Source organism: Nocardioides sp. NPDC092400, from assembly GCF_040684155.1.
Lineage (GTDB): Bacteria > Actinomycetota > Actinomycetes > Propionibacteriales > Nocardioidaceae > Nocardioides.
Genome location: NZ_JBFBFJ010000005.1, coordinates 164,608 through 183,386 on the forward strand (window position 1 = coordinate 164,608; position 18,779 = coordinate 183,386).

14 protein-coding genes and 1 tRNA gene are annotated in these 18,779 nt (G+C 72.7%); 5 read left to right on the forward strand and 10 right to left on the reverse strand.

Features of this window, described 5'->3' with window-relative positions; translation table 11 throughout:
- Positions 1 to 149 precede the first annotated feature (149 nt).
- The 6 genes from rho to argS all read right to left on the reverse strand — a co-directional run bounded on the left by rho (position 150) and on the right by argS (position 8,868).
- Positions 150 to 2,213, reverse strand: coding sequence for a transcription termination factor Rho (gene rho / locus AB0N29_RS16315; protein WP_364868299.1), 2,064 nt, complete (start codon positions 2,211 to 2,213; stop codon positions 150 to 152).
- A 285-nt stretch (positions 2,214 to 2,498) separates the two neighbouring features.
- Positions 2,499 to 3,404 carry a homoserine kinase gene (gene thrB, locus AB0N29_RS16320; RefSeq protein ID WP_302267421.1) on the reverse strand — a complete coding sequence of 302 codons (906 nt, stop codon included), beginning with the start codon at positions 3,402 to 3,404 and terminating at the stop codon, positions 2,499 to 2,501.
- Positions 3,401 to 4,492, reverse strand: coding sequence for a threonine synthase (thrC, locus tag AB0N29_RS16325; protein WP_364868302.1), 1,092 nt, complete (start codon positions 4,490 to 4,492; stop codon positions 3,401 to 3,403). The genes thrB and thrC overlap by 4 nt, the downstream gene beginning before the upstream one ends.
- Positions 4,489 to 5,808: a homoserine dehydrogenase gene (locus AB0N29_RS16330; RefSeq protein ID WP_364868304.1), complete on the reverse strand. Its 1,320-nt coding sequence runs from the start codon at positions 5,806 to 5,808 to the stop codon at positions 4,489 to 4,491. Before AB0N29_RS16330 ends, thrC begins: the two co-directional genes overlap by 4 nt.
- Positions 5,808 to 7,208: a diaminopimelate decarboxylase gene (lysA, locus tag AB0N29_RS16335; protein WP_364868306.1), complete on the reverse strand. Its 1,401-nt coding sequence runs from the start codon at positions 7,206 to 7,208 to the stop codon at positions 5,808 to 5,810. The genes AB0N29_RS16330 and lysA overlap by 1 nt, the downstream gene beginning before the upstream one ends.
- Positions 7,209 to 7,212: 4 nt before the next feature.
- Positions 7,213 to 8,868 carry an arginine--tRNA ligase gene (gene argS, locus AB0N29_RS16340; protein ID WP_364868308.1) on the reverse strand — a complete coding sequence of 552 codons (1,656 nt, stop codon included), beginning with the start codon at positions 8,866 to 8,868 and terminating at the stop codon, positions 7,213 to 7,215.
- Between the two features lie 92 nt (positions 8,869 to 8,960).
- Here argS and AB0N29_RS16345 point away from each other — a divergent pair.
- Both AB0N29_RS16345 and AB0N29_RS16350 read left to right on the forward strand, forming a co-directional pair.
- Positions 8,961 to 9,036 (forward strand) — tRNA-Arg (locus tag AB0N29_RS16345).
- A gap of 281 nt (positions 9,037 to 9,317) precedes the next feature.
- Positions 9,318 to 10,739, forward strand: a complete 1,422-nt coding sequence (locus tag AB0N29_RS16350; protein WP_364868310.1) for a hypothetical protein — start codon at positions 9,318 to 9,320, stop codon at positions 10,737 to 10,739.
- A gap of 81 nt (positions 10,740 to 10,820) precedes the next feature.
- On the opposite strand, the gene AB0N29_RS16355 is transcribed toward AB0N29_RS16350, so the two are convergent.
- Both AB0N29_RS16355 and AB0N29_RS16360 read right to left on the reverse strand, forming a co-directional pair.
- The gene (locus AB0N29_RS16355; RefSeq protein WP_364868312.1) at positions 10,821 to 11,741 is read right to left on the reverse strand and encodes an LCP family protein; all 921 of its coding nucleotides are present in this window, start codon (positions 11,739 to 11,741) and stop codon (positions 10,821 to 10,823) included.
- A complete protein-coding gene (locus AB0N29_RS16360) occupies positions 11,741 to 12,379 on the reverse strand; it encodes a hypothetical protein (protein WP_364868314.1) in 639 nt (212 codons plus the stop codon). The genes AB0N29_RS16355 and AB0N29_RS16360 overlap by 1 nt, the downstream gene beginning before the upstream one ends.
- Positions 12,380 to 12,588: 209 nt before the next feature.
- Between AB0N29_RS16360 and AB0N29_RS16365 the strand changes: the two genes are divergently transcribed.
- The 3 genes from AB0N29_RS16365 to AB0N29_RS16375 all read left to right on the forward strand — a co-directional run bounded on the left by AB0N29_RS16365 (position 12,589) and on the right by AB0N29_RS16375 (position 17,318).
- The gene (locus AB0N29_RS16365) at positions 12,589 to 16,386 is read left to right on the forward strand and encodes a multifunctional oxoglutarate decarboxylase/oxoglutarate dehydrogenase thiamine pyrophosphate-binding subunit/dihydrolipoyllysine-residue succinyltransferase subunit (RefSeq protein WP_364868316.1); all 3,798 of its coding nucleotides are present in this window, start codon (positions 12,589 to 12,591) and stop codon (positions 16,384 to 16,386) included.
- Positions 16,387 to 16,478: 92 nt separating this feature from the next.
- Positions 16,479 to 16,655: a DUF6104 family protein gene (locus tag AB0N29_RS16370; protein ID WP_302267433.1), complete on the forward strand. Its 177-nt coding sequence runs from the start codon at positions 16,479 to 16,481 to the stop codon at positions 16,653 to 16,655.
- Between the two features lie 15 nt (positions 16,656 to 16,670).
- A complete protein-coding gene (locus AB0N29_RS16375; RefSeq protein ID WP_364868319.1) occupies positions 16,671 to 17,318 on the forward strand; it encodes an acetoacetate decarboxylase family protein in 648 nt (215 codons plus the stop codon).
- Positions 17,319 to 17,331: 13 nt separating this feature from the next.
- Here AB0N29_RS16375 and AB0N29_RS16380 read toward each other — a convergent pair whose 3' ends face one another.
- Together AB0N29_RS16380 and AB0N29_RS16385 are read right to left on the reverse strand one after the other, a co-directional pair.
- Positions 17,332 to 17,568 carry a hypothetical protein gene (locus tag AB0N29_RS16380; RefSeq protein ID WP_302267436.1) on the reverse strand — a complete coding sequence of 79 codons (237 nt, stop codon included), beginning with the start codon at positions 17,566 to 17,568 and terminating at the stop codon, positions 17,332 to 17,334.
- 35 nt (positions 17,569 to 17,603) lie between these two features.
- Entirely contained in the window at positions 17,604 to 18,770 is a 1,167-nt protein-coding gene (locus AB0N29_RS16385) for an acyl-CoA desaturase (protein WP_364868321.1), read from the reverse strand.
- Between the last annotated feature and the right edge of the window lie 9 nt (positions 18,771 to 18,779).

The following is an 18,779-nucleotide window of genomic DNA, read 5'->3' on the forward strand; positions in this document are numbered from 1 at the left end:
GGGGAGCCCGCTCGTGGCGGTCAGCCTACGGGGTCCGCGTGCGGCGCGGACGGCGGTTGCGCAGATCGGCGCACCGGCCCCGTCGCGCCGCGGCGTACGACGAGCCCGGCCCCGCGCGGCGCGGGTCCGGGCTCGTCGTACGAGCGGGCTCAGTCGTCGTCGGCCGGCGTCGTCTTCTGGACCTGCATCAAGAACTCGATGTTCGTCTGCGACTTCCGCAGCCGCTCGAGCAGCAGCTCCAGCGCCTGCTGGTTCTCCAGGTTCGACATCACCCGGCGCAGCTTCCAGATGATCGCCAGCTCCTCCTTGGAGAGGAGCAGCTCCTCACGCCGGGTCCCGGACTGCACGACGTCGATGGCCGGGAAGAGCCGCTTGTCGGCGAAGTCCCGCCGCAGGCGGATCTCCATGTTCCCCGTGCCCTTGAACTCCTCGAAGATGACCTCGTCCATCTTCGAGCCGCTCTCGACCAGCGCCGTCGCGAGGATCGTCAGCGAGCCGCCGTTCTCGATGTTGCGGGCGGCGCCGAAGAACCGCTTCGGCGGGTAGAGGGCCGCGGAGTCCACGCCGCCGGACAGGATGCGTCCGCTCGCCGGCGCCGACAGGTTGTAGGCCCGGCCCAGGCGCGTGATGCCGTCGAGCAGCACCACGACGTCGTGGCCGAGCTCGACCAGGCGCTTGGCGCGCTCGATCGCCAGCTCGGCGACCATGGTGTGGTCGGCCGGCGGCCGGTCGAACGTCGAGGAGATGACCTCCCCCTTGACCGAGCGCTCGAAGTCGGTGACCTCCTCGGGCCGCTCGTCGACCAGGACCACCATCAGGTGGCACTCGGGGTTGTTCGTGGTGATCGAGTTCGCGATGGACTGCAGCACCATCGTCTTGCCGGCCTTGGCCGGGGAGACGATGAGGCCGCGCTGGCCCTTGCCGATCGGTGCCGCGATGTCGATGACCCGCCCGATGAGGTTGTCCGGGCCGGTCTCCAGGCGCAGCCGCTCGCTGGCGTAGAGCGGTGTCAGCTTGGAGAACTCGACGCGGTGCTTGCTCGCCTCGGGGTCGGTGCCGTTGACGCTGTCGAGGCGCACCATCGGGTTGAACTTCTCCCGGCGCTCGCCTTCGCGCGGCTGGCGGACCTGTCCGACGACCGCGTCGCCGCGGCGCAGGCCGAACTTCCGCACCATCGAGAGCGACAGGTAGACGTCGTCGGGCCCGGGCAGGTAGCCGCTGGTCCGCACGAACGCGTAGTTGTCCAGGACGTCGAGGATGCCGGCGGCCGGGACGAGGACGTCGTCCTCGAGGATCGTGGTGTCGGGCTCGTTGCGCTGCCCGCGACCGCGCTCTCGGTCGCGTCCCCGGCGACGCCGGTTCCGCCCGCCGCCGTCGTGGTCGTCGTCGTCGCGGTCCTGCTGGTCGCGGTCCTGCTGCTCGCGCACGCGGTCCTGCTGGCGCTCCCGCTCCCGGTCCTGCTGGCGGTCCCGGTCCTGCTGCCGCTCGCGCTCCTGCTGGCGGTCGCGGTCCTGGCGGTCCCGGTCCTGACGGTCGCGGTCCTGGCGGTCCTGCGGGTCGCGGCGCTCCTGCTTCTGTCCCTGGTTGCGCTGGCCCTGCTTCTGGCCACCCTGCCGGCCGCCCTGGTCCTGGCGGTCCTGGTCCTGCTTCTCCTGGGCCTTCTCCGGGGCCTTGTCCTGCGCCCGGTCCTGCGCCCGGTCCTGCGACCTGCCCTGCGCCCGGTCCTGGCGGTCGCGCCCCTGGCGCTCCTGCTGCCGGTCCCGGTTGCGCTCGCGGCGGCGCTCGCCGTCCTGCTGCCCGGCGGGCTGCTGCTCGGCGGCCGGCTCGACGGGGAGCTCGGCCTGCGGCTCGGCGCGCACCACGGTGGGCTGCTCCGTGGACTGCGGGATGGGCTGCTCGGCGGGCTGCTCGGCGGCCTGCTCGGTCGCCTCGCCGGGCTGGCCGCCACGCTTGGCGCCCCGGCCACGGGCCGGTCGGTCCGCCGGTCGCTCCGCGGCGGCCGGCTCCGCGGCGGCCGGCTCGGCGGCGGGTCGCCCGCCGGTCTGTGCGCCCTTGATGGCCTCGACGAGCTGGGCCTTCTTCATCGTGGCCGCGCCCGGGATGCCCATGCCGCCGGCCATCGAGCGCAGGTCGGCGATGAGCATCGAGCTGAGCCCGCCACCGCGCTTCCTGGCTGCGCCGCCGGAGGTGGTGGGTTCGATCGTCTCCGTCACGTGAGGGGGTCCTTCCCACGTCGTCAGTGCCGCGGCCGCCCACGCGGTCCGTCCGGCTGCTCGTCAGGGCTCCCACTCCCGGGCCGGCGTCGCCAGCGGCGAGGACGGACCGGTGCGCGGAGGATCTCCGCGACGAACGAGAGGGAGTGTGCACCCGCCGGGTCCGGACTGGCCCGGGAGTCGCGATCGGGTGCTACGCCAGATGTGCGGCGCGCCGTCAATGTACCACCGGCCCGGACGGCCGTGGGGCGGACCACGGGGATCGGCGCGGCGGGGTGGGTCGGCTCAGTCGAGGACGCGGACGCCGTCGGTGCTGACGGCCAGCACGTGCGCGGCCCAGCCGTCCGGGCAGCGGTCGAGCAGCCGCTTCCCCCCGGCCGGCCCGTCGACGAAGGCCAGCACCGTGGGACCGGCGCCGGAGACGACCGCGGGCACGCCGTCGGAGCGCAGCGCGTCGACGAGCGCCAGGGAGGCCGGCATCGCGGGCCGGCGCTGCTCCTGGTGGAGGTAGTCGCGGGTGGCGCGGAGCAGGTGCTCGGGCCGCCCGGCGAGGGCGGCGACGAGCAGCGCCGTGCGCCCGGCGTCCGCCGCGGCCTCCGCGTGCGGGACCTGTGCCGGCAGCAGGCCGCGGGCGACCTCGGTCGAGACCGGGTCGGAGGGGACGAACACCGCCACCGCGACGCGGGGGTCGACCGGCGAGCCGACGGTCCAGAACCCGTCGTCGTCGTGGCCCGAGATCGTGAAGCCGCCGTGCAGCGCCGGCGAGACGTTGTCCGGGTGGCCCTCCATCCGCGCCGCCAGCTCGAAGAGCGCCGCGTCGTCGAGGATGAGGGTGCCGCCAGCCACGAGGGCGCGCGCGAGGGCGAGCCCGCCGACGATCGCGGCGGAGGAGGAGCCGAGCCCGCGGGCGTGCGGCACCACGTTCGTGCACCGCAGGCGGAACCCCGGCGGCTCGGCGCCGAGGGCCTCGAAGGCGACCCGCATCGCCCGGACGACGAGGTGCGACCCGTCGAGCGGCACCGAGCCCGCTCCGGCACCGTCGACCTCGACCACGAGGCCGTCCGCGAGCACCTCCGCCTCGAGCTCGTCGCGCAGGTCCAGGGCAAGGCCGAGGCTGTCGAACCCGGGGCCCAGGTTGGCCGAGGTGGCCGGCACGGAGACCCGCACCGGCCCCTCGACGAACCGGGTCACGCCAGGCCGGCGGCCTCGGCCGCCGCGGTGACGTCGGCGTCGATGACGGTGTCGACGATGCTCTGGCCGCTGGCGGCGAAGCCCTCGAGCGCGGTGGCGGTGTCCTTGAGCCCGTGGCCGGTGACCGTGATCGCCACGGTGCTGCCGGCGTAGGACTCCCCGGCCGCGAGCTCCTGCAGCAGCCCCGCGATGCCGGCGGCGGAGGCGGGCTCCACGAAGACCCCGTCGTGGGCGGCGAGCTGGCGCTGCGCGCTGAGGATCTGGTCGTCGCTGACCGAGCCGAACCGGCCGCCGGACTCGTTGCGGGCGGCCTCGGCGAGCTTCCAGGAGGCCGGGTTGCCGATCCGGATCGCGGTCGCCTTGGTCTCCGGGTCGGGGAACGGCTCACCGGTCACCAGCGGCGCCGCGCCCTCGGCCTGGAAGCCGCGCATGACCGGCGTCCGCGTCGCCATCCCGAGGGCGGCGTACTGGGTGTAGCCGAGCCAGTACGCCGAGATGTTGCCGGCGTTGCCGACCGGCAGCAGGTGGTAGTCGGGGGCGTCGCCGAGGAAGTCGACGATCTCGAAGGCGGCGGTCTTCTGGCCCTCGAGCCGCACCGGGTTGACCGAGTTCACCAGCGCGACAGGGAAGTCCCAGGCGAGCTGGCGGGCCAGGGCGAGGCAGTCGTCGAAGTTGCCGCGGACCATGACCACCTGGCCGCCGTGCATGATCGCCTGGGCCATCTTGCCGGCGGCGATCTTGCCCTCGGGGACGAGCACGAGCGGCTTGAGGCCGGCCTTCGCGGCGTACGCCGCCATCGACGCCGACGTGTTGCCCGTCGACGCGCAGACCACGGCCTCGGCACCCTCCGCCTTCGCGCAGGAGATGGCCGCGGTCATGCCGCGGTCCTTGAAGGAGCCGGTCGGGTTGCTGCCCTCGACCTTGAGCCAGACGTCGGCACCGGTGAGGCCCGAGAGCCAGCCGGAGTGGACGAGCGGCGTGCCGCCCTCCCGGAGGGTGACCGCGGGCGTGCCGGCGGGGATCTCCAGCAGGTCGCGGTACTCCTCGATGACACCCCGCCACTGGTGGGTGGCCGTGCGCGTGCTCACTCCTGCTCCCCTTCCACCCGCATCACCGAGGTGACCTCGCGGACGATCTCCATGCCCCGCAGGTGCTCCACGGTGGCGCTCAGCTGGGCGTCGGTCGCCTCGTGCGAGACCACGACCAGCTGGGCGTCGTCGTCACGACCCTCCTGGCGGACGGTCTGGATCGAGACGCCGTGCTCGGCGAAGGCGGTCGCGACCGCGGCCAGCACGCCGGCGCGGTCGTCGACGTCGATCGCGACGTGGTAGCGCGTCCGCGCCTCCCCCATCGGCAGCACGGCCCGGTCGGCGTACGCCGACTCCCCCGCGCCGCGCGTGCCGGCGAGCAGGTTCCGCGCCACCGTGACCAGGTCGCCGAGGACCGCCGAGGCGGTCGGCGACCCACCGGCTCCGGGGCCGTAGAACATCAGCTGTCCGGCGGCCTCGGACTCGACGAACACCGCGTTGTAGGCCTCGCGGACCGAGGCGAGCGGGTGCGAGCGCGGGATCATGGCGGGGTGGACGCGGACGGCCACCGCCTCCTCGCCGTCCTCGCCCGAACGCAGCTCGCAGATCGCGAGCAGCTTGACGACCGCTCCCATGTCGGCGGCGGACCGGACGTCGGCGGCGGTGACCTCGGAGATGCCCTCGCGGTGCACGTCGGAGGCGGTCACGCGGGAGTGGAACGCCAGCGAGGCCAGGATCGCGGCCTTCGCGGCGGCGTCGAAGCCCTCCACGTCGGCGGTGGGGTCGGCCTCGGCGTACCCGAGCTCCTGGGCCTCCTCGAGGGCCTCGGTGAAGCCGGCGCCGGAGGAGTCCATCTTGTCGAGGATGAAGTTCGTGGTGCCGTTGACGATGCCCAGCACGCGCGTCACGCGGTCGCCGGCCAGCGACTCGCGCAGCGGCCGCAGGATCGGGATGGCACCGGCGACGGCCGCCTCGTAGTAGAGGTCGCGCCCGGCCTTCTCGGCGGCCTCGAAGAGCGTCGGACCGTCCTCGGCGAGCAGCGCCTTGTTGGCGGTCACCACGCTCGCGCCGTTCTCCAGCGCGGAGAGGATGAGCGAGCGGGCGGGCTCGATCCCGCCGATCACCTCGACCACCAGGTCGACGTCGTCGCGGGCCACCAGGCCCGCCGCGTCGGTCGTGATCAGGCCGTCGGGGACCTCCACCTCGCGCGGTGCGTCGAGGCGGCGCACGGCGACGCCGGCCAGCTCGACCGGCACGCCCACCCGGGCCGCGAGGTCGTCGGCCTGGTCCCGCAGCAGCCGCACCACCTGGGAGCCCACCGAGCCGCAGCCGAGCACCGCCACCCGGAGCGTGCCGGGTCGCTTGTCGCCCTCCATCACAGATCACCCACGTCAGTCGCCAACAGGTCGTCCTCAGTCTCCCGCCGCAGGAGCACGCGCGACGCACCGTCCCGCACCGCGATCACCGGAGGCCGCAGGAGGTGGTTGTAGTTGGAGGCCATCGAGCGGCAGTAGGCGCCGGTCCCGGGGACGGCGACGAGGTCGCCGGGAGCCAGGTCGCCGGGCACGAACTCGTCCTTGACCACGATGTCGCCGGCCTCGCAGTGCTTGCCGACGACGCGGCCGAGCACCGGGTCTGCGTCGGAGGTGCGGGAGGCGAGCGTGCAGGAGTAGTCGGCGTCGTAGAGCGCGGTGCGGATGTTGTCGCTCATCCCGCCGTCGACGGAGACGTAGGTGCGCGAGGCGCCGCCGTCGAGGCTGACCTCCTTGACGGTGCCGACCTCGTAGACGGTGCACATCGAGGGTCCGACGATCGCGCGGCCCGGCTCGATCGACAGCGCCGGCCGGTCGATGCCGAGCGCCCGGCACTCGTGCTCGACGATCGCGGTCATCTCGGCGGCCAGGCGTGCGGGCTCGGCCGGGTCGTCCTGGGTGGTGTAGGCGATGCCGAAGCCGCCGCCGAGGTCCATCTCCGGCATGTCGACGCCGAGCTCGCGGGACACGGTGGCGTGCAGCGCCAGCACCCGGCGGGCGGCCACCTCGAAGCCCGCGGAGTCGAAGATCTGGCTGCCGATGTGGGAGTGCAGGCCCCGCAGCTCGAGCGCCTCGGCGGCGAGCACGCGACGTACTGCGTCCAGGGCGTGGCCGGAGGTGATCGAGAAGCCGAACTTCTGGTCCTCGTGGGCGGTGGCGATGTACTCGTGGGTGTGGGCCTCGACCCCGGCGGTCACGCGGACCATCACCGGGACGCTGGCGCCCTCCTCGGCGGCGATCCGGGCCAGCCGCTCGATCTCGTGGAAGGAGTCCACGATGACCCGCCCGACACCGAGTCGTACGGCGCGGCGCAGCTCGCCCTCGGACTTGTTGTTGCCGTGGAACTCCACCCGCTCCATCGGGAACCCCGCGCGCTCGGCGACCGAGAGCTCGCCGCCGCTGCAGACGTCGAGGCAGAGCCCCTCCTCCGCGATCCAGCGCGCGACCGCCACGGAGATGAAGGCCTTGCCCGCGTAGTAGACGTCGTAGTCGGCGAAGGCGTCGCGGAAGGCGCGGGCGCGCCCGCGGAAGTCCGCCTCGTCCAGGACGAACGCCGGCGAGCCGTGCTCGGCGACCAGGTCGGTCAGCGCGACGCCGCCGACGGTCAGCACGCCGGCGTCGTCCTTGTGCGCCGTGGTCGACCACAGCTGCGGGACCAGGTCGTTGGGGTCGGCGGGCGGGCGCAGCCAGGAGGGGCCGCGGAAGGCGCCGGGCGCGTGCGCCCAGCCTGCTTCGTGGGTCATCTGCTCACATCCGGTCGGGGGCGGTGACGCCGAGGAGGTCCAGGCCGTTGGCCAGGACGGTCCGCGTCGCCTGGACCAGCAGCAGGCGCGCCCGGTGCAGGTCGGTGGTCTCCTCGTCGCCCATGGGCAGCACGCGGCAGCTGTCGTAGAACCGGTGGTAGGTGCCGGCCAGCTCCTCGAGGTAGCGGGCGACGCGGTGCGGCTCGCGGAGCTCCGCGGAGCTCGCGACCACGCGCGGGAACTCCGCGAGCGCCCGCAGCAGCAGCCCCTCCTTCTCGTGCGTGAGGAGCTCGGGGTGCGGGGCGGCCTCGACGCCGAGGTCGGCGGCGTTGCGCAGCAGGCTCGCGACGCGGGCGTGGGCGTACTGCACGGTGAAGACGGGGTTCTCGTTGGACTGCCGGGTGATCTCGGCGACGTCGAGCACGAGCGGGGAGTCCGCCGGGTAGCGCGCCAGCGAGTAGCGCAGGGCGTCGACGCCGATCTCGTCGGTGAGCTCCTCGAGGGTGACGATGGTGCCGGCGCGCTTCGACAGGCGCAGCTCCTCGCCGTCGCGGAGGATCTTGACCAGCTGGCCGATGAGGACCTCGAGCGTCTGCGAGGGGTCGTCCCCGACGCAGGCGGCCATCGCGCGCAGCCGGCCGACGTACCCGTGGTGGTCGGCGCCGAGCAGGTAGATGCAGCGGTCGAAGCCGCGGCCCCGCTTGTCGAGGTAGTAGGCGGTGTCGGAGGCGAAGTACGTCAGCTCGCCGTCGGACTTGATGAGCACCCGGTCCTTGTCGTCGCCGAAGTCGGTCGTGCGCATCCACAGCGCGCCGCCCTCCTCGTAGACCGTGCCGAGCTCCTTGAGCCGCGCGAGCGTCTCGGGCACCGAGCCGGACTCGTGCAGCGAGAGCTCGGAGAACCACACGTCGAAGTGGGTGTTGAACGCCGCGAGCTGCGCCTGCTGCTGGGCCAGCTGGAGCTCGTAGCCCTTCTCGCGCACGGCCGCGCGCCGCTCCTCGGCCGGGAGGTCGAAGATCCCCGGGCTCGCCTCGCCGACGGCCTTGGCCAGGTCGCCGATGTAGGCGCCGGCGTACCCGTCCTCCGGCGCGGGCCGGCCGAGCGCGGCGGCGATGATCGAGTCGGCGAAGTGGTTCATCTGCACGCCGCGGTCGTTGATGTAGAACTCGCGGGTCACCTCGGCGCCCGCGGCCGCGAGCACCCGGCCGATCGCGTCGCCGAGCACCGCCCACCGGGTGTGCCCCAGGTGCAGCGGGCCGGTCGGGTTGGCCGAGATGAACTCGACGTTGACCCGCTGTCCGGCGAGCGTCGCGGTGTGGCCGTACCGCTCACCGGCCGCGACGATCTCGGCGGCCACCACGCCCTGGGCCGCGGCCTCGACGGTGATGTTGAGGAACCCGGGCCCGGCGACCTCGACGTCGCTGATCCCCTCGGCGGCGCGCAGTCGGTCGGCCAGCAGCTCGCCCAGCGCACGGGGGTTCGTCCCGGCCTTCTTGGCCAGCTGCAGCGCGACGTTCGTGGCGTAGTCGCCGTGCCCCTTCTGACGGGGACGCTCGACGGTGACCTCCGCGGGTACGCCGTCGGGCAAGGTGAGCGCACCCTGCTCGACGAGGGCCGTCAGGCCGTCGACGATGGTCGTGGAGAGCTGCGCGGGAGTCACCGTCCAAGCCTATCGGCGGGCACCGGTTTCTCCCGCACGGCCGGGGCCGGGTACGGTTCCACCGCGCGCCCCGAAGTGCTGGGGCGGCGCGTGCCTCCGTAGCTCAGGGGATAGAGCACTGGTTTCCGGTACCAGGTGTCGCAGGTTCGAATCCTGCCGGAGGCGCCACACCGAACGGCCTCCCGGGCATCCCGGGGGGCCGTTCCGTATTCCTGGCCCCACCGGGTACCCGCCCGCACGGGTCTAGACACCCCTCCCCCTCCCACGTGACGCACGTAACGAACCCTCGGGGTGCCCGTTGCAGGCGGTGAGGCGGCTTCCCCGGGCCGGCTCCCGGAGGACGGGCCTCGGCTGTCCGCACCGGCCACGGGCCCCTCGCGGTCCGGTCACCAGGTCCCGTCGCCCGGCCGGGGAGGGTCGAGCGACGCCAGCCACGAAAGCAGGAAAGCGTGAAGAAGACCCTGAGCAGGGCGGTCGCGGTCACCGCGGCCAGCACGGCCGGCCTCGCCGCCGCTCTCGTCGTCACCCCCACCGCCACCGCCGAGACCGCCCCGAAGGCCGCCGTCTCCGCCCCGGCCGGGGCGCTCACCACGAGCGGCCGGCTCGAGAGGACCGGCTTCGGCTACAAGGCCGACGTCTTCGGCGCCAAGGTGCTGCTCGAGGGCGTCGAGGTCCGCGGCCTCAAGGACGGCTACGCCCAGCAGCGCTGCACGACCATGGCCGGCCGCGTCGCGGAGAAGCAGTCCCAGCTCGCCCTGCCCGAGGACCTCGTGCCGCTGGTGGACCTCTCCCTCACCAAGCAGCGCTCGGAGACCTACCAGGAGGGCGGCCGCACCGGCGTCCGCGGGATCAGCACCATCGCCGACATCGCCGTCGGCGGCGAGGTCCCCGGCCTCGGCGAGCTCCCCCGGCTCAAGATCGAGGGCCTGCAGTCGGTCGCCGACGCCTTCCACGACGGCCGCTCCTTCGACCACGAGGAGTCCTTCGGCTTCAAGGGCATCTCGCTGGACTACGACGGCACCGTCGTCGACGGCACGCCGCTCGCCGCTCTGCTCGACATCCTCAACCAGGTCACCGCGCCGGTCTCCCAGGTCGTCAACCAGGTCATCGACCTGCTGACCAGCCTGCTGCCCGGCCAGGCGATCCGGATCCCCGGGCTGGGCTCGCTCGCGCTCGGCACCGCCAAGGGCAGCGCGAACGCCACCTCCGGCACCTCCGAGGCGTACGCCCTCAAGCTCGAGATCACCGCGACGGGCAACCCGACGGTCCTGCAGCTCGGCCGCGCCCGCACCCGGATCTCCGAGGCCGGCCCCGCCGGCGTCTTCCGCGGCACCGCCACCGGCGCGAACATCCTCGGCGACGTCCCGCTGCTGAACCTCGGCAACCTCGGCCAGCGATCGATCCCCTGCGAGGGCACCGACGGCAGGGTCGTCACCCAGAAGGCCGCGCACTACTCGCTGCTCGGCGGGCTCGTCGACGTCAGCGGGGTGACCTACAAGCTCATGGGCGACCACCTCAGGGGCGGCGCGGCGAAGGCCATGATCGGCACCGACCTCGGGACCGTCGCCGTCCCGACCCTGGGCCTGGAGATCAAGGGCCTCTCCTCCCTGGTGCACCTCAAGCGCTCGACCACCTCCGGCAAGGTGGCGCCCAGGGTCACGACCAAGTACCTGCAGATCCTGCACGACGGCCGGCCCGTCAGCCTGCGCGCCGGGGACTCCTACGACCTGGGTGACGGGAACTTCCTGAACTTCAAGAAGCTCTTCGACCGCACCTTCCACGGGATCGGCGTCCACGGCCTGACCCTCCAGCTCGCCGGCATCGGCGTCCTGGACCTGGCCTCGTCCGCGGGCCGCATCTTCCCGCGCTGACGCCCGCACGACCCGATAGACCCGCCGGGCCGGCCCCCTCGAGGGGCCGGCCCGGCTGTCGTCGGTGCGCCGGCCGGTCGCTCAGCAGCCCCGGAGGGAGGCGTCGGAGCGCGCCGCGGCGCCGTACCGGCGCGCCTGGGCGACCGAGGGCCGGACGATCGAGGCGGGACCGACGGTGCCGATCGTGCCCTGGACGACGCAGGTCGTGACCTTCGTCGGGTCGATGTGCGCGAGCGCCTGGGCGAGGCGGAACAGCTCGTCGGGCGGGAGGTCGGTGTGGAGGTGCTCCATGACGGTCAGCACGCCGCGCGCGATGAAGCCCGGCTCGTCCGCCCGGGCCCGGACGGCCTGCTGGATCCCGCGCAGCACGCGCTGCTGGTTCGCGGAGCGGTCGAAGTCCCCGCCGGCGAGCGACTTGCGGACCCGGGAGAACGCCATGGCGCCGTACCCGTCGAGCCTGATCCGGCCGCGCGCGAAGCCCTGGGGCTTGAGGTGCTCGTCGGAGAAGCGCCGCGGGTTGCGGACGTGGATGCCCCCGATGTCGTCGACCATGTCCTCGAAGAACGGGAACCGGGTCACGAGGACGTACTGCGGCTGGACGCCGACGAGGTCCCCGACCGTCCGGCCGACCAGCTGGGGCCCGCCGTAGGTCAGTGCCGAGTTCACCCGGCCGTGGCCGTGCCCGGGGATGGGGACCCAGGAGTCCCGCGGCACGCCGATCGCGACCGCCGAGCCGGTGCGGGTGTTGAGGCCGACCAGCTGGATGGCGTCGGCGCGCACGTCCAGCATCGACTGGCCGGGACGGGCGTCGGACCCGACCGCCAGCACCCACAGCACGTCGGAGTCCTGGACCGCCACGCCGTCGGCGCGGTCGACCTCGACCAGCACCAGGTCGGTGGGGTGGACCGCAGCGTCGGGGACGACGAGCGCCGCCGTCGCCAGGACGGCCGCGAGCACGCCGGCCCGCACCGCGCTCCGCACCCGTGCGAACCGGGACCGCATCAGGACCTCCCCCGCGAGACGTCGTAGCCGAAGACCTGCCAGGCGCCCTCGCGACGGGCGAGGTACAGCCGCCCCTGCACGCGGTCGCGCCGCTCGACCTGCCCGCTCGTGGTGAACCCGAGCAGCACCCGGGCCGTCACGCCGACCGGCCGGCCGCGCACGGCGAGCACGTCGAGGCGCAGCTCGCGGCGACGTACGTCGACGCCGTCGATGCGGCCGGCGAGGCCGACGTTCGTCATCAGCCGGAGGTCGCGGCGCGCCTCGTCCTTCGCCCCGCTGCTGAACCCGGGGAACGCCTGCCGGAAGCCGCCCTCGCGTGGGAAGTCGCCACCGACGTACGCCGCGTCCAGCCAGCCGTCGACGACGCGCGCAACGTCCTTCTTCAGCCGCGCCCGCCGGGCGGCGGGCAGCCGGCCGGTCACCTCCGTGACCGTGGTCGTCGTCGGGACGGATCCCGCCTCCGCGCGGACGAGGGCCGCCTGCCGGTGGCCGCCCCGCTCGGCGTCCGGCGCGCCGTCGCCGGAGCACGCGGTGGCGCCCAGCATCAGCGCCGCCGCGACCAGCGTCGCGACGAGGCGTCCGGGCCGTCGGGGCCCTCGAGGCCCGTCGAGGGGCGTCCCGTGAGGGGTCCGGGTCATCGTGGCCGCGCTCCTTGAGTGCACTAAGTCGATCGAGCGCACTCATGTTCACCCACGGGCGACGGGACGACGGTAGCCGCGCCGGTGTGGATCGGGTCATACCGCGTTCGACAGGCGACCCTGACCCGCGCATTCCCTTCCCCGGGGGACTAGCCTTGGCCCTCGACACCCACCCCCGCGCGCTCACTTGGGAAGAGGCGAAGCAAGTCGTGCCGCAGTCCTCTGGCAACCACTCCTCCGAACGTTCGTCCGTCTCGGAACCACCCGCTGACTTCGGAGCCAACGAGTGGCTCGTCGAGGAGATGCACGAGCAGTACAAGCGTGACCCCGGCAGCGTCGACCCGATGTGGGTGAAGTACTTCACGAGCGACGAGGCCGGCGCCGGAGCAGGCAACGGCGCGCCGAACGGCGCCTCCGCGAACGGGCCGACCCAGCAGGCGCCCGCGAAGCCGAAGGCCGCCGAGCCCGCCCCCAAGCAGGCCGCACCCAAGCAGGCCGCACCGGCGAAGGCCGCGCCGGCGAAGGCCGCGCCGGCGAAGGCCGCGCAGCCGACCGAGCCCAAGGCCACGCCGCGCCCGGAGACGAAGGCCGCCGAGCCGGCCAAGGGCACCTCCTCCCCCACCCCCAAGGAGTCGCGCCCGGCGGACCCCGCCACGGCGAGCGACGAGCCGTCGTTCACCGTGCTGCGCGGCATCGCCGCGGCCACGGCGAAGAACATGGACATCTCGCTGTCGGTGCCGACCGCGACGTCCGTGCGCAACATGCCGGTCAAGCTGCTGTGGGACAACCGGATCGTCATCAACGGTCACCTCGAGCGCGCGCGCGGCGGCAAGGTGTCCTTCACCCACCTCATCGGCTACGCCATCATCAAGGCGATCAAGGCGCTGCCGGCGATGAACAACACCTACGGCGAGGTCGACGGCAAGCCGACCCTGGTCACCCCCGCGCACATCAACCTCGGCCTCGCCATCGACCAGGTCAAGTCCGACGGCAGCCGCCAGCTGGTCGCCCCGTCGATCAAGGCCTGCGAGTCGATGGACTTCGCGCAGTTCTGGACCGCCTACGAGGACATCGTCCGCAAGGCCAAGAACAACAAGCTGACGATGGAGGACTACTCCGGCACGACGGTCAGCCTCACCAACGTCGGCGGCCTGGGCACGAACAACTCGGTCCCGCGCCTGATGCAGGGCCAGGCGGCCATCATCGGCGTCGGCTCCATGGACTACCCCCCGGAGTTCCAGGGCGCCTCCGAGGAGACGATCTCGCGCAACGCGATCTCGCGGATCATGACCATGACCTCCACCTACGACCACCGCGTCATCCAGGGCGCGCAGTCGGGTGAGTTCCTGGGCCAGGTCCACAAGTACCTCCTGGGCCAGGACGGGTTCTACGACGAGATCTTCCGCTCGCTGCGCATCCCCTACGAGCCGATCCGCTGGAACGCCGACGTCTCGGCCTCCCACGACGACGAGATCGACAAGCAGGCCCGGATCCTCGAGCTGATCCACGCCTACCGCGTGCGCGGCCACCTGATGGCCGACACCGACCCGCTGGAGTACCGCCAGCGCAGCCACCCCGACCTGCGCATCGAGTCCCACGGGCTGACCCTGTGGGACCTGGACCGGGAGTTCCCCACCGGCTCCTTCGGCGGCGAGGGCCGGCGCTTCATGAAGCTGCGCCACATCCTCGGCACCCTGCGTGACTCCTACTGCCGCACCACCGGCATCGAGTACATGCACATCATGGACCCCGAGCAGCGGCAGTGGATCCAGCAGCGCGTCGAGCAGCCGCACCAGAAGCCGCCGCGCGAGGAGCAGCTGCGGATCCTGCTGAAGCTCAACCAGGCCGAGGCGTTCGAGACCTTCCTGCAGACCAAGTTCGTCGGGCAGAAGCGGTTCTCCCTCGAGGGCGGCGAGACCACGGTCCCGGTCATCGACGAGATCTGCGAGGCCGCGGCGCAGGCCGACCTCGACGAGGTCGCGATCGGCATGGCCCACCGCGGCCGCCTCAACGTGCTGGCGAACATCGTGGGCAAGAAGTACTCCCAGATCTTCCGGGAGTTCGAGGGCAACATCGACCCGCGCACCGTCCAGGGCTCCGGCGACGTGAAGTACCACCTCGGCGCCGAGGGCGAGTTCGAGGCAGACTCCGGCCACAAGGTCAAGGTCTCGGTCGCGGCGAACCCCTCGCACCTCGAGGCGGTCGACCCGGTGCTCGAGGGCATCGCCCGCGCCAAGCAGGACGTGCTCGACCGCGGCGCGGAGTACCCCGTGCTCCCCCTGCTGGTCCACGGCGACGCGGCGTTCGCGGGGCAGGGCGTGGTCGCGGAGACGCTCAACCTCTCCCAGCTGCGCGGCTACCGCACCGGCGGCACGATCCACGTGATCGTCAACAACCAGGTCGGCTTCACGACCTCGCCGGGGTCCTCGCGCTCCTCCCTCTACGCCACCGACGTGGCGCGGATGGTGCAGGCGCCGATCTTCCACGTCAACGGCGACGACCCCGAGGCGTGCATCCGCGTCGCGCGGCTGGCCTTCGAGTACCGCCAGGCGTTCAACAAGGACGTCGTCATCGACCTCGTCTGCTACCGCCGCCGCGGTCACAACGAGGGCGACGACCCGTCGTACACCCAGCCGCTCATGTACGACCTCATCGAGCAGAAGCGCTCGGTCCGCAAGCTCTACACCGAGTCCCTCATCGGCCGTGGCGACATCACGGTCGAGGAGGCCGAGCAGGTCCTCCGCGACTACCAGCAGCAGCTCGAGCGGGTCTTCACCGAGGTCCGCGAGGCCAGCACGCAGCCCTCGGAGTGGACGACCGTCCCGGACTACCCGGACAAGCCCGCCAGCGAGACCAGCACGGCGGTCTCCCAGGAGGTCCTCAAGCGGATCGCCGACGCCTACACCACGCCGCCGGAGGGCTTCACCGTCCACCCGAAGGTGATGCCGCAGCTGCAGCGCCGCTCGCAGGCCATCACCGAGGGGCCCATCGACTGGGGCACCGGCGAGATCCTCGCCTTCGGCTCGCTGCTGATGGACGGCCGGCCGGTCCGGCTGGCCGGGCAGGACTCGCGTCGCGGCACCTTCGTGCAGCGGTTCGCGACGATCATCGACCGCCGCAACGCCGACGAGTGGACCCCGCTGGGCTCGCTCACCGAGGACCAGGCGAAGTTCCACGTCTACGACTCGCTGCTCTCCGAGTACGCCGCCCTCGGGTTCGAGTACGGCTACTCCGTCGCGCGCCCCGAGGCGCTGGTGCTGTGGGAGGCGCAGTTCGGCGACTTCGTCAACGGCGCGCAGATCGTCATCGACGAGTTCATCACCGCCGGCGAGAGCAAGTGGAGCCAGCAGTCCGGCGTCGTGCTGCTGCTGCCGCACGGCTACGAGGGCCAGGGGGCCGACCACTCGTCCGCCCGGATCGAGCGGTTCCTCGCGATGGCCGCGGACGACGCGTTCGTCGTCGCCCAGCCGAGCACCCCGGCGTCGCACTTCCACCTGCTGCGCCAGCACTCGCTCGGCGAGCGGCACCGCCCGCTGATCGTCTTCACGCCGAAGTCGATGCTCAAGCGCAAGGAGGCGGCCTCGCAGCCGTCGGACTTCACCGAGGGCACGTTCCGTCCCTTCATCGCCGACGCGGACGCGGACCCGGAGAAGGTCGACACGCTGCTGCTGTGCTCGGGCCGGGTCACCTGGGACCTCATGGTCGAGCGCGCCAAGCAGGAGCACGGCGAGCGGTTCGCGATCGGCCGGGTCGAGCAGCTCTACCCGCGACCGATCGACGACATCCGGGCCGAGATCGCGCGCTACCCCCACCTCAAGGAGGTGCGCTGGGTGCAGGACGAGCCGCAGAACATGGGCCCGTGGCCGCACTACGCGCTCAACGTCGCGCCCGAGGTCGACGCGAAGGTCGTGCCGGTCTGCCGGCCGGAGGGGTCCTCTCCCGCCGTCGGCACCGTCAAGCGGCACCAGGCCGAGCAGAAGGAGCTGCTGGCCCGGGCGTTCGCCTGACCGACGCACACGCACGCAGGACCGAGATGGCCCCGTCCGGCAGCGGACGCGGGCCATCTCGCGTCTGGGCACCGACACACGAGGAGACGAGGATGTACTTCACCGACCGAGGCATCGAGGAGCTCGAGCGGCGACGGGGCGACGAGGAGGTCACCCTGGCGTGGCTCGCCGAGCAGCTGCAGGCGTTCACCGACTCCCACCCGGAGTTCGAGGTGGCCGTGGAGCGTCTCGCCACGTGGCTGGCGCGGCTGGACGACCCCGAGGACTGAGGCGATGATGCGGGGATGACCGAGACGTCCTCCCCCGCGCCCTCGGCCGGCGCACCGGCGTACCCCGCAGCGCCCTGGCAGATGACCGGACAGCTGTTCCTGTCGCTGTTCCGGGTCCCCACCGCGGTCGACGAGCTCCGTCCCGCCGGCGTGTACGGCGCGGCGTTCGTCTCCTACGAGGAGCCGAGCCCACTGAGCTACTCCGAGCTGCTGGTCGCGCGCCCCGTGAAGGTGCCGGGCGGACGCGGCCGACGGGTGAGCATCACCGACATCTGGGTCGACTCGCCCGCGTCCGTGGCAGGCGGCCGCGAGCTGTGGGCCATCCCGAAGGGGCTGTGCGACTTCCGGCTCGAGTCCGAGCACCGCGGACCCTTCGCCCGCACCGAGTGGTCGGCCGCCCTGGACCGCCGGCCGATCGCGAGCGCCCGGTTCACCGACGCCGCGCGGGTCGTCCCCCGGGTGCCGTTCAAGGGCCAGACCTGGCAGCCCGGGATCGCCGACACCGGCGGCGAGGAGCGCCGCGCCACGCTGCAGGGGTCGGCGAAGGCGATGCCGTGCTGGGGCGCGTGGGAGTTCGACGCCGACGGCCCGCTGGGCTGGCTTGCGGGACGGCGCGCGATCGCGTCGTTCCGGATGAGCGGCTTCCGGATGTCCTTCGGCTGAGCCGGCGCGCCGCTCAGGCCTCGGGCAGCCCCGGGTGCTCCGCGCGCTCGTCGCCGGACTCGACCGAGGCACGGCGGGCGGCGTCGCGGAGCTCGAAGACCTCCGTGGCGAGCCCGCCCAGGGCGCCCGCGACCTCACGGACGGCCCGGGTGAGGATCGTGGCCACGTCGCCGACGGTGGTGGCGGTCGCCTCGACCGCACCCTGCACGGCGTCCTTGCGGATCTCGGCCTTGCTGAGGTGGTCCTTCATGGCACCAGTGTGGCCCAGGGGCGGCGGGACCGCCCTCAGGCGGCCACCGCCGCCTCGGGGACGGGCGCGGTGTCGGCGGCGGCCGAGGGCCGGCCCGGCAGCGCGAGCCGGCAGATCTTCCGGGCGACGCTGAACAGCTGCTTGCCCAGCGGGCCGGTGTTGTACGGCAGCTCGTAGCGCTCGCAGATCTCCCGGACCTCCTCGGCGATCTCGGGGTAGCGCCGGGCGGGCAGGTCGGGGAAGAGGTGGTGCTCGATCTGGTGGCTGAGGTTGCCGGTCATCAGGTGGAAGAGCTTGCCGCCGGTGATGTTGGCCGAGCCGAGGAGCTGGCGGAAGTACCACTGGCCGCGGCTCTCGTCCTCGCACTCCTCCTGGGAGAAGGTCGCGACGCCGGCCGGGAAGTGACCGCAGAAGATGATGTTGAACGCCCAGACGTTGCGGACCAGGTTGGCCGTGGCGTTGCCGGCGAAGGTGAGCGGGAACAGCGGACCGGTCAGCGCCGGGAAGAGCAGGTAGTCCTTGACCGCCTGGCGCTTGACCTTGCGCATGATCCCGGCGTGCAGCGCCTTGTTCTCCGAGACCTTGCGCTTGCCGGCGACGAGGTTCTCCACCTCGAGGTCGTGCATCGCCACGCCCCACTCGAAGAACACCATCAGCAGGAACGCGTAGAGCGGGTTGCCGAGGTAGTACGGGTGCCAGGGCTGGTCCTCGTCCATCCGCAGGACGCCGTACCCGATGTCGCGGTCCTTGCCGAGGATGTTGGTGTAGGTGTGGTGGATGTAGTTGTGGCTGTTCTTCCACTGCTCGCTGGGGCAGACGTTGTCCCACTCGTACATCCGCGAGTTCAGCCCCGGGTCGCCCATCCAGTCGTACTGGCCGTGCATGACGTTGTGGCCGATCTCCATGTTGTCGAGGATCTTGGAGACGCTCAGCGACGCCACGGCCAGCGGCCAGGCGGGCGGCAGGTAGAACAGCGCACGGCCGGCGACCTCGAAGGCGCGCTGGGCCTTCACGACGTTGCGGATGTACGCCGCGTCGGCCTCGCCGAGGTCGGCCAGGACGCGCTGGCGGATGGCGTCCATCTCCTCGCCGAACGTCTCGAGCTGCTCGGGGGTGAGCCGGCCGGGGATCGTGGCGGTGCCCGCGGGGGCGCCGGTCGGGTCGTCCGGGGTCGTGCGGGGGGCGTTCAGGCTGGTGGTCATCGGGTGGTC